The 10,547-nt window shown below is 71.1% G+C and carries 11 protein-coding genes; 8 read left to right on the top strand and 3 right to left on the bottom strand.

The window, feature by feature from the left end; genetic code table 11:
* Window positions 1-2,597, top strand: a 2,597-nt coding sequence (infB, locus tag H7A73_RS17555) for a translation initiation factor IF-2 (RefSeq protein ID WP_182067179.1), incomplete at its 5' end; no start/stop codon positions are given.
* A 113-nt stretch (window positions 2,598-2,710) separates the two neighbouring features.
* On the top strand, window positions 2,711-3,178 hold the full coding sequence (rbfA, locus tag H7A73_RS17550; protein ID WP_182067178.1) for a 30S ribosome-binding factor RbfA: 468 nt from the start codon (window positions 2,711-2,713) through the stop codon (window positions 3,176-3,178).
* Here rbfA and H7A73_RS17545 read toward each other — a convergent pair.
* On the bottom strand, window positions 3,175-4,101 hold the full coding sequence (locus H7A73_RS17545) for an A/G-specific adenine glycosylase (RefSeq protein ID WP_410007315.1): 927 nt from the start codon (window positions 4,099-4,101) through the stop codon (window positions 3,175-3,177). The genes rbfA and H7A73_RS17545 overlap by 4 nt on opposite strands.
* Window positions 4,102-4,153: 52 nt before the next feature.
* Between H7A73_RS17545 and H7A73_RS17540 the strand changes: the two genes are divergently transcribed.
* From H7A73_RS17540 to H7A73_RS17520, 5 genes are read left to right on the top strand one after another with little or no spacing between them, the layout of a single operon-like run.
* On the top strand, window positions 4,154-4,600 hold the full coding sequence (locus H7A73_RS17540) for a hypothetical protein (RefSeq protein WP_051596740.1): 447 nt from the start codon (window positions 4,154-4,156) through the stop codon (window positions 4,598-4,600).
* Window positions 4,601-4,622: 22 nt separating this feature from the next.
* The gene (gene truB / locus H7A73_RS17535; RefSeq protein WP_182067177.1) at window positions 4,623-5,585 is read left to right on the top strand and encodes a tRNA pseudouridine(55) synthase TruB; all 963 of its coding nucleotides are present in this window, start codon (window positions 4,623-4,625) and stop codon (window positions 5,583-5,585) included.
* Window positions 5,582-5,947 carry a hypothetical protein gene (locus H7A73_RS17530; RefSeq protein WP_017887160.1) on the top strand — a complete coding sequence of 122 codons (366 nt, stop codon included), beginning with the start codon at window positions 5,582-5,584 and terminating at the stop codon, window positions 5,945-5,947. Before truB ends, H7A73_RS17530 begins: the two co-directional genes overlap by 4 nt.
* A 45-nt stretch (window positions 5,948-5,992) precedes the next feature.
* Entirely contained in the window at window positions 5,993-6,448 is a 456-nt protein-coding gene (locus H7A73_RS17525) for a hypothetical protein (RefSeq protein ID WP_182067176.1), read from the top strand.
* Window positions 6,449-6,456: 8 nt separating this feature from the next.
* A complete protein-coding gene (locus tag H7A73_RS17520) occupies window positions 6,457-7,419 on the top strand; it encodes a bifunctional riboflavin kinase/FAD synthetase (RefSeq protein WP_182067175.1) in 963 nt (320 codons plus the stop codon).
* A gap of 98 nt (window positions 7,420-7,517) precedes the next feature.
* Here the strand turns inward: H7A73_RS17520 and H7A73_RS17515 are convergent, their stop codons facing one another.
* Together H7A73_RS17515 and H7A73_RS17510 are read right to left on the bottom strand one after the other, a co-directional pair.
* Entirely contained in the window at window positions 7,518-8,750 is a 1,233-nt protein-coding gene (locus H7A73_RS17515) for a DUF349 domain-containing protein (RefSeq protein WP_182067174.1), read from the bottom strand.
* Window positions 8,751-8,863: 113 nt separating this feature from the next.
* Window positions 8,864-9,676 carry a peptidylprolyl isomerase gene (locus tag H7A73_RS17510; protein WP_182067173.1) on the bottom strand — a complete coding sequence of 271 codons (813 nt, stop codon included), beginning with the start codon at window positions 9,674-9,676 and terminating at the stop codon, window positions 8,864-8,866.
* Window positions 9,677-9,784: 108 nt separating this feature from the next.
* Here H7A73_RS17510 and H7A73_RS17505 point away from each other — a divergent pair.
* On the top strand, window positions 9,785-10,547 hold a 763-nt coding region (locus H7A73_RS17505; RefSeq protein ID WP_411469321.1), incomplete at its 3' end, for an AAA family ATPase.

Here is a 10,547-nt window from a genome sequence, read left to right as displayed (position 1 = left end):
CCCGTCCGGGTCCGGCTCGTCCGGCACCGGCTCCCGAGCCCGAGGCCCCGGCAGCACCCGCTGCCGACGTGCCCGCACCGGCCGCACCGAAGTCCGTCGCGCAGCGACAGGCCGAGGCCGAGGCCGCGCAGAAGGCCCGCGCCGAGAAGCAGGCCGCCGAGAAGCAGGCCGCCGAGCAGGCAGGCGGGTCGACCGACGCGTCGCCGAAGTCCGACGCCGTGAAGCCGGGCACCAGCCCGAAGGCTCCCGCGGCCGCCGGTCCGAAGCCGGGTGGCCCGAAGCCCGGTGCACGTCCGGGCAACAACCCGTACTCGTCGAACCAGGGCATGGGCTCGCGCCCGCCGCGCCCCGGCAACAACCCGTACTCGTCCAACCAGGGCATGGGCCAGCGCCCGGCCGCCGGCGCAGCTGGTGGCGGTGGCATCCCGCGTCCGCAGCCCCCGCGTCCGGGCACGCCCCGTCCGGGTGCTCCGCGTCCGGGTGGTCCCGGTCAGGGCAACCGTCCCAACGGCTTCGGGCAGCGCCCGGGCCAGGGTGGTGGCCGTGGCGGCCCCGGTGCCCGTCCGGGTGCCGGCGGCGGTGCCGGTGGCGGCTTCCCGCGTCCAGCCTTCAGCGGCCCGCGTCCCGCCGGTGGCGGTGGCCGTGGTCGTGGCCCCGGTGGTGGTACCGCCGGTGCGTTCGGTCGCGGTGGCGGCAAGAGCCGTGCCCGCAAGTCGAAGCGGACGAAGCGCGCCGAGTACGAGATGCGTCAGGCCCCGTCGCTCGGCGGTGTGCAGGTCCCGCGCGGCGACGGCAACACGGTCGTCCGACTCCGTCGTGGTGCGAGCATCTCGGACTTCGCGGACAAGATCGACGCCATGCCCGGCAACCTCGTGACGGTGCTGTTCCACCTCGGTGAGATGGCGACCGCGACCGAGTCGCTGGACGAGGCCACGTTCGAGGTCCTCGGCGACGAGCTGGGCTACAAGATCCAGATCGTCTCCCCCGAGGACGAGGACAAGGAGCTCCTCGAGGGCTTCGACATCGACCTCGACGCAGAACTCGAGGACGAAGACGACGACGTGCTGCAGCAGCGGCCGCCGGTGGTCACCGTCATGGGTCACGTCGACCACGGCAAGACCCGCCTCCTCGACGCGATCCGCAACTCGAAGGTCGTCGAGGGCGAGGCCGGTGGCATCACCCAGCACATCGGTGCGTACCAGATCGTCGCGCAGCACGAGGGCATCGACCGCCCGATCACCTTCATCGACACCCCGGGTCACGAGGCCTTCACGGCCATGCGTGCCCGTGGTGCCCAGGTGACGGACATCGCGATCCTCGTGGTCGCGGCGGACGACGGCATCATGCCCCAGACCATCGAGGCGTTGAACCACGCGCAGTCGGCCGGTGTGCCGATCGTCGTCGCGGTCAACAAGATCGACAAGGAAGGCGCGAACCCCGCCAAGGTCCGCCAGCAGCTCACCGAGTACAACCTGGTGGCCGAGGAGTACGGCGGCGATGTCATGTTCGTCGACGTGTCGGCGCGGCAGAACATCGGCATCCAGGAGCTCCTGGACGCCGTGCTGCTCACCGCGGACGCCGGTCTCGACCTGCGTGCGAACCCCGACAAGGACGCCCGTGGTGTCGCGATCGAGGCCCGGCTCGACAAGGGTCGCGGTGCAGTCGCCACGGTCCTCATCCAGTCCGGCACGCTCCACGTCGGTGACGCCATCGTGGCGGGCACGGCCTACGGCCGAGTCCGTGCGATGACGGACGAGAACGGGGTCGCGGTCAAGGCCGCGACGCCGAGCCGCCCGGTCCAGGTGCAGGGTCTGTCCTCGGTGCCCCGCGCCGGCGACACCTTCCTCGTCACCGAAGAGGACCGCACGGCGCGTCAGATCGCCGAGAAGCGTGAGGCCGCCGAGCGCAACGCCCTGCTGGCGAAGTCGCGCAAGCGCATCTCGCTCGAGGACTTCACCCGTGCGCTCGAAGAGGGCAAGGTCGAGTCGCTCAACCTCATCATCAAGGGTGACGTCTCCGGTGCCGTCGAGGCGCTCGAGCAGTCGCTCCTGGACATCGAGGTCGACGACAGCGTCCAGCTCCGCATCCTGCACCGCGGTGTCGGTGCGATCACGGAGTCGGACATCGACCTCGCCACGATCGACAACGCCATCGTCATCGGCTTCAACGTCCGTCCGGACGTCAAGGCCCGTGAGCGTGCGGCGCGCGAAGGCATCGACGTGCGCTTCTACTCGGTCATCTACAACGCACTCGACGACATCGAGCAGTCCCTCAAGGGCATGCTCAAGCCCGAGTACGAAGAGGTCCAGTCGGGCGTCGCCGAGATCCGCGAGGTGTTCCGTTCCTCGAAGTTCGGCAACATCGCGGGTGTCATCGTCCGCTCCGGCACGATCACGCGCAACGCCAAGGCGCGCGTCATCCGCGAGGGTGTGGTGATCGCCGATGGCCTGGCCATCGAGTCGCTGCGTCGCTTCAAGGACGACGTGACCGAGGTCCGCACGGACTTCGAAGCCGGTATCGGTCTGGGCAAGTTCAACGACATCCAGATCGGCGACGAGGTCGAGACGACCGAACTCGTCGAGAAGCCGCGCGACTGATCGCGTGACTCCTCTGGGCCCCGGCCTCCCCGTGCGGGAGGCCGGGGCCCGACCCCTTTCCCACGCAGGACCACCGGCGGGAAGCGCCCCGCCACTGCCTCAGGAGGCACCCAATGGCCGATCCGCAGCGCGCACGCAAGATGGCGGACCGCATCAAGGAAGTCGTCGCTCGTCGACTCGACAAGGGTCTGCGGGACCCGCGACTCGGGTTCGTCACGATCACCGACGTCCGTGTGACCGGTGACCTGCAGCACGCGTCGATCTTCTACACCGTGTACGGCACCGACGAGGAGCGGGCGGACTCCGCCGCGGCGCTCAAGGCCGCGACCGGCATGCTCCGGTCCGAGGTCGGCAAGAACATCACCGCCCGGCTCACGCCGTCGCTCGAGTTCATCGCCGACGCACTGCCGGAGACCTCGGCGCACATGGAGGACCTGCTCGTGCAGGCCCAGGTGCGTGACGAGCAGGTGCGGGCGGCCTCGATCGGCGCGACGTACGCCGGCGACGCCGACCCGTACAAGCGCGACGATGACGAGGACGACGAAGCCGAGGACGACGGCTCCGCCGAAGCCCGTTCCTAGACCCCGGGCAGCTGGTAGCCGCTCGCGTCGTCGCCGACGGCCAGTCCGTCACGCAGCAGCGACGCGAGCGCCCGGTCGCGCTGGTCGGCGTCCGGCCACACCGGCTCGATCTCGGACCGGCTGACCGGCACGTCGCTGGCGCGCAGCTCGGCCATGATCAGGCCGCGCACCTGGCGGTCACTGCCGGCGAACTTCGCCTGCCGCGGAGCCCGCGGCCCGTCGTGCTCCGGGTACCCGGCCGCACGCCAGGCGCAGCGGTCCGCGATCGGGCACGCATCGCAGGCGGGGGAGCGGGACACGCACACGAGCGCGCCGAGCTCCATCACGGCGGCGTTCGTGGCGGCCGCGTCGTCGCGGTCCGCCGGCAGCACGGACTCCATCAGCGGGAGGTCCTGCTTCGCCTTTGCCGGCCCGGGTTCGCCCTGGCCGAGGACCGCACGTGCGAGCACGCGGCGCACGTTGACGTCCACCACCGGGTGCCGGTCGCCGTACGCGAAGACCGCGACAGCCCGCGCGGTGTAGTCACCGATGCCCGGCAGCGCGAGCAGGGCGTCGACGTCGCGCGGCACGACGTTGCCGTGCTCGGTCGCGATCACGGTCGCTGCCGCGTGCAGCGCGAGCGCGCGTCTCGGGTAGCCGAGCCGGTCCCAGGCACGCACCGCCTCGGACGGGGGCGAGTCCGCGAGGTCGCGAGGCGTCGGCCACCGGGTGAGCCACGCCTCCAGACGGGGGACCACGCGCGCGACCTGCGTCTGCTGCAGCATGATCTCGCTGACGAGCGTCCCCCACGCGGGGAAGCCGGGGCGGCGCCACGGCAGGTCCCGCGCCTGCTGCCGGAACCATGCGATCAGCGGGGTCGCGATGTCTGGTCGTTCCGGCGTGGCCGGCTCCTGCACACCGCGTCGCGCGGTCGGGTTGTCCACATCCGGTCTGGAGGCCCGACTCGCGTTCACCTCGACAGCCTACGGTGGACGCATGGCACGCTGGGCACCCGAAGAGACCGACACGATGGCTGCGATCGCTGCAGAGGCGATCGCGCAGGTCGGCACGAACCGCACCGTCATCGGCGTCGACGGGCAGGACGGCACCGACCTCGAGCGGGTCGCGGCCGCGCTCGTCACCGGTTTCGAGCAGCACGGGGTCTCCGCGATGGCGGCCGCCGCACCGTCCGCCGACCAGGACACGCTGCGGTCCGACCTGGTGACGCCCTTCCGCACGACCGGGGCCGGTGACGGTGTCCTGATCGTGCACGGACGGGGTGTCCTGGCCCCCGGGGTGCGTACCCTGTGGCGCTGGTCGCTGTGGGTGGAGCAGGAGTCCGGCCGGCTCGAGCGCCGTGCCGACGTGAAGATCGCGGCCTCCGCGGTGCTCGACGTCACCGATCCCGAGCACCCCCGTCGCGAGTGGAACGACGCCTGCTGACCGGCGCTGGTAATCTCGCCTGGTGCTCGAAACCGCGCCGGACGGCATCCTCCTCGTCGACAAACCACAGGGGATCTCCAGCCACCGGGTGGTCTCCATCGCCCGTCGGCGCCTCGGCCTGAAGAAGGTCGGCCATGCCGGCACGCTCGACCCCATGGCCACCGGGCTGCTGCTGCTCGGCGTCGGGCCGTCCACGCGGTTGCTGACGCACCTGGTGGGCCTCGACAAGACCTACACGGCGACCATCCGGCTCGGCGTCTCGACGGATTCCGACGACGCCGACGGCACGCCGACGGCCGCTGTCGGTGTGGCCGGTGCCGACGTCTCGGACCACGCCGTCGAGACCGCCGTCGCAGCACAGCGGGGCGTGATCGACCAGGTCCCCTCCACGGTCAGTGCGATCAAGGTCGACGGGCGCCGTGCGTACGACCTGGCGCGCAAGGGCGAGGCGGTGGAGCTGAAGTCCCGCACGGTGACCGTCTCGCAGTTCGACGTCACGACGCGGAACGAGCGGACCGTCGCCGTCGACGGCACCGACGTCGCCGTGGTGGACCTGGACGTCGTCGTGACCTGCTCGTCGGGCACCTACGTCCGCGCGCTCGCCCGTGACGTCGGCGCGGCCCTCGGCACCGGGGCGCACCTCGTCGCCCTCCGTCGGACCCGCGTCGGACCGTTCGACGTGCACGACGCCATCGACCTCGAGGACGACACCGTCGACGTCCGCGCGGCGCTCGCGCGTCCGGCGGACGTCGCCCGGCGACTCTTCTCGTCCGTGACCCTCGACGCAGCCTCGGCGAAGGACCTCACCGACGGCAAGCGCGTGGCGGCCGAGCACCCCGACTCGGATGGTCCGGTGGCCGCGGTCGCCGCGTCCGACGACCGGCTGGTCGGCCTCGTCTCCGTCCGCCGCGGACTGCTCCGCGTCATCACGAACTTCCCGACGCCCGGGGCGTCGTCCTCCTCGCAGACCGGAGCGCGCGCGTGATCGAGTGGTTCATGTGGGTGCAGCTGGTGCTCGCCGTGGTGGTGGGTCTCTTCGCGGTCGTCGTGGGGTTCATCGGGTGGAAGCCGAACGACTACACCGTCGGTGCCCTCGTGCTCATCGAGCTGCTGCTCCTGGTGCAGGGCGTCATCTCGATCGTGCTCCCGGCGACGGGCAGTCCGCCCGACGGCAACGCGCTCGAGTTCGGCGTGTACGCCGTCTCGGTGCTGCTCGTCCCGCCGGCCGCGGTCGTGTGGGCACTGATCGACCGCACGAAGTGGAGCACCGTGGTGCTCGGTGCCGGGGCCTTCACCGTCGCGGTGATGGTCTACCGGATGTACCAGATCTGGTTCGCGCTGAACTGACGCCGGAGGTCATGCGCGCGGCCGCGCGTCGGTAGAATCGGTGCAATGGCGACCAGATCCTCACTCGCGACCGGCATCGGCCGCGTCCTCATCGCCGTGTACGGCATCCTCGCGCTGGCGGCGACCGGTCGCAGCGTCGTGCAGATCATCGAGAAGTTCTCGTTCGCGCCGTTCGCCTACACGCTCAGTGCCGTCGCTGCCGTCGTCTACATCGTCGCCATGATCGCCCTCATCGTGCCCGGCCGGTTCTGGTACCGGGTCGCCTGCGTCACGATCGTGTTCGAGATGACCGGCGTGCTCGTCATCGGGACGCTGTCGCTGTTCGACCGCCAGCTGTTCCCGGACGACACCATCTGGTCGTACTACGGGTTGGGCTACGCCTTCGCGCCGCTCGTGCTGCCGATCGCCGGGCTCTGGTGGCTCCGCAAGCACCACCGCACCGCGGGCACCGAGCCGTCGGTCCCGGCTGCGTCCTCCACCACCGCCCCGGCGAGCGAGTAGGAGCCACCGTGCAGTTCTACGAGGACACCGCCGACGTGGCGGACGGGTTCGGGCCGAGCGCCGTCACCATCGGCAAGTTCGACGGCGTGCACGTCGGGCACCGAGCCGTCATCGCGCACCTCGAGCGCGCCGCCCGCGAGCACGACCTCGTGGCGACCGTCGTCACGTTCGACCGCCACCCGCTCAACGTCATCGACCCGCCGCACGTCCCGCCGGCCCTGACGAGCACCGCGCAGCGCCGCGAACTGCTCGAGGACGCCGGGGTCGACGCGACCCTGCTGCTCCGCTTCGACGAGGAACTGCAGTCGAAGTCGCCCGAGGCGTTCGTGTCCGAGATCCTCGTCGACACGCTGCACGCCCGGCTCGTCTTCGTCGGCAGCGACTTCCGCTTCGGTGCGAAGGGCGCCGGTGACGTCGCGCTGCTGCGTGCCCTCGGGGAGCAGCACGGCTTCACCGTCGAGCTCATCGATGACGTGGACCTCATCGACGACGTCCGACCCGACGGTGAGCGACGGGTGTCCTCCACCTGGATCCGTGAGCTCCTGGGCCAGGGCCGCGTGGCTGAGGCCGCTCGACTCCTCGGGCGGGAACACGCCGTGCGGAGCGTCGTGGTGCACGGCAACCAACGCGGCCGGGCGATGGGCTACCCCACCGCGAACCTCGATCCGGCGTGCGAGGGCTTCGTCCCCGCCGACGGCGTCTACGCCGCCCGGGTGCTGCACGACGGCACGGTCTACCCGGCAGCGGTGTCGGTCGGCAACAATCCGACGTTCGAGGGCGTCCCGGCGAAGCAGATCGAGGCGCACCTGCTCGACGTCGACATCGACCTGTACGGCGATCGGATCTCGGTGCTCTTCGTGTCGTACGTGCGCGGCATGGTGAAGTTCTCGTCGATGGACGAGCTCGCCGCACAGATGCGGCAGGACGACCTCGACATCCGGCTGCTGCTCGGACTGCCCGCGCCGGTCTGACCTGCCGAGCTCGCCGACTCGGTTCCCCTGCTGGTTCCCCCGTACGACGACGCCCCCGTGACCGATCGGTCACGGGGGCGTCGTTCGTGGTGCGAGGCTCAGCCGCCCAGGGCGTCGAGCCAGATCTTGCGGGCGTCGAGGGCTTCCTGCGCGTCCTTGATCTTCCGGGCGTCGCCGGTGGCCTGCGCCGCGGCGAGTTCGGACTGGAGCTTGCCGATCGCGTCCTCGAGCTGGCTCGCGAGGCCGTTCTGACGGGCCTTGCGCTCCGGGTTCGATTCCTTCCAGTGCGCGTCCTCGAGCCCACGGACGTGGTCCTCGACGGCACGCAGCCGGTCCTCGACCCGACGGACGTCCCCGCGGGGGACCTTGCCGATCTCGTCCCATCGGCGCTGGATGCCGGTGAGGGTCTTGCGCGCGGCGACCCGGTCGGTCGCCTGCAGGAGCGGCTCAGCCTCGGTCAGCAGGGCTTGCTTCGCCTCGAGGTTGGCGGAGAACTCTTCGTTCTCGGCTGCGCTCTCGGCGTGGCGCTGCTCGAACAGCACGTCTCCGGCGGCCTTGAAGCGCGCCCAGAGTGCGTCGTCGTGACGCTTGCCGGCACGCCCGGCGTTCTTCCAGTCGTCGAGCAGCTGGCGGTAGTCCGGGATCGCATCGGAACCGCGGGGCGCGAGGGCCTCGGCCTGCGCCACGAGCTCCTGCTTGCGGGTCCGGGCGTCACGGTGCTGTGCGTCCAGCTCGGAGTAGAAGGCACGACGGTGCTGGTCGACGGTGGACCGCGCCGCGCGGAACCGCTTCCACAGGTCGTTCGCCTCGTTCTTGGGGATCCGCGGACCGTCGTGCTGGTGCTGCTGCCAGCGCGCGAACACGTCGTCGAGCTGCGCCGTGATCTGCTTCCACTGCGCGCGTGCGGGGTCCACCGCGGCGAGTGCCTCGGCTTCCTCCACCAGGGCGGTGCGGTGCGCCAGAGCGTCCTGCAGGGCCTGCTGTGCCTGCTCCGCCTGCTCCTTGGTGAGCGAGCCGAGCTGCTCGGCGAGTGCGCCCACGCGGGTCTCGAGTGACTTGATGTCACCCACCACCCGCGCGTCGGCGACCAGCGCGGTCAGGTGCTCGACCGTCCGGGCGACGTCGTTCGCCGACGCGCCGCGCTGGACGCGCTGCTCGGCGATCTTCACCTGCCCCTCGAGGTCGGCGTACTTCCGTGCGAAGTAGGCGAGGGCTTCTTCGGGGGTGGCGTCCGGGTACTCACCGACAGCACGTTCGGTCTCTTCGTACCGGACGTACACGGTCCCGTTCTCGTCGACCCGCCCCCAGGTCGTTGCTTCGTCAGATCCCACAGGTCTCGCCTCGATCGTGGTCGTGCATCGCCGACGTCACCGTCGGCACGGTCAGGTCGTCAGCCTATTGCACGGACGGGCTCCGTCGCCCGACCGGTGCGACGGGTTGTGGACTACTCCTGCTCCGCGATGGTCGCGTCGGTGATCTTCGTCGCCACCTCCGGCTCACCCGTGCCGTCGCTGCCGGGCGACGCGATGCCCTTCGAGGCGACCTTCGACTCGAGCTCGGACAGACCGCTCGTGACCTTTCCGACGACCGTGTAGCCGCCCGTGGAGCCGTCGAGCGTGGTGTCCCCGTAGACGATGAAGAACTGCGTCGACTGCGAGTACGGGGAGTCCGACCGCGCGATCGCGATCGTGCCCTTCTCGTAGACGCCGTCCTCCGGCACGTTCTCCAGCGGGCCGTACTCGAAGCCGGCGTCGCCGGTGCCGTCGCCGTTCGCGGAGCCGCACTGCAGGAACTTCAGCCCGTCGCTGTCGGCGAGCCGGTGGCACGTGGTGCCGTTGTAGAACTGCTCACGGATCAGCGAGATCTCGACGCTCGTGGCCTGCGGCGCCTTCGCACCGTCCAGCTCGATGCCGAGGTCGATGCTCTTGTTGAGCGTGAGGGTGCCGGTCCAGGTCGTGCCCTTCGCGATCGACTTGCTCGGCACGTCGCCGGTGTTACCTGCCGTGGCGCTGGCCGACGGCGTGGCCGACGACGACGTGGAAGCGGTCGGGGACGGGGCGTCCGAGCCCCGCGACCCGGCGAAGGCGAGCTGCGACCCGGTGGCGAGGGCCGCGACGAGGACGAGGGCACCGGCGCCGATCAGGTTGTCCCGCACGCGGCGGCGTCGCTGGCGCTCGTGGAGGCCCTGGCGGGCCTGGTAGAGGCGGAGGCGCTCGCGCGCCTCGCGGTTGTCACGCGCTGGGTTCTTCGGTGCCACGGTGCTGGTCTGCCCTCTCGTCGCAGTGTGCAACGAGCGTAGCCGAACGGTCACCACCACCTGGCGGGAGGCGCGGCCTGCGTCGGTGGACCGGCCTACGATTGCAGGATGGCAGCGGATCGTTCGGGAATGCACGCGCCCACCACGGGTGGTCGCGCCGGTCTCGCGCAGGGTTCCGTCCCGCTCGCCGTCCGGATGCGCCCCACCAGCCTCGACGAGGTCGCCGGTCAGCAGCACCTGCTCGGCCGGGGTTCGCCCCTGGTGCAGCTCGCCACCGGCACGCGTGAGAACCCCGGCGGGGTCTCCGTGATCCTGTGGGGCCCACCCGGCACCGGCAAGACCACGCTGGCACAGGCCATCGCCCGGCAGTCCGGTCGCGAGTTCGTCGAGCTCTCCGCTGTGACCGCCGGCGTGAAGGACGTGCGCGAGGTCATGGAGAAGGCCCTGACCCACCGTGACCTGTACGGGTCGACCACGGTGCTGTTCCTCGACGAGATCCACCGGTTCAGCAAGGCCCAGCAGGACGCGCTGCTGCCCGGGGTCGAGAACGGGTGGGTGATCCTGATCGCGGCCACCACCGAGAACCCGTCGTTCTCGGTCATCTCGCCGCTGCTGTCCCGCTCGCTGCTCCTGACGCTCAAACCGCTCACCGACCCCGACCTCGGCATGCTCGTCGACCGCGCGGTGGAGGACCCCCGCGGGCTCGGCGGTGCCGTCGTCCTCGGAGACGAAGCGCGCAGCGCGATCATCCGGCTCGCGTCCGGCGACGCCCGACGTGCGCTCACCGCGCTCGAGGCCGCGGCGGCGTCGGCCACCGCCGCGCAGGACGAGGACGACGAGACCGTGCCCGTCGTCGACGCCGACACCGTCG

The sequence above is a fragment of the Curtobacterium sp. ME12 genome (genome assembly GCF_903970855.1).
GTDB lineage: Bacteria > Actinomycetota > Actinomycetes > Actinomycetales > Microbacteriaceae > Curtobacterium > Curtobacterium poinsettiae_A.
The sequence above is the reverse complement of the archived record's forward strand: the minus strand, read 5'-3'. Positions and strand labels throughout refer to the sequence as shown.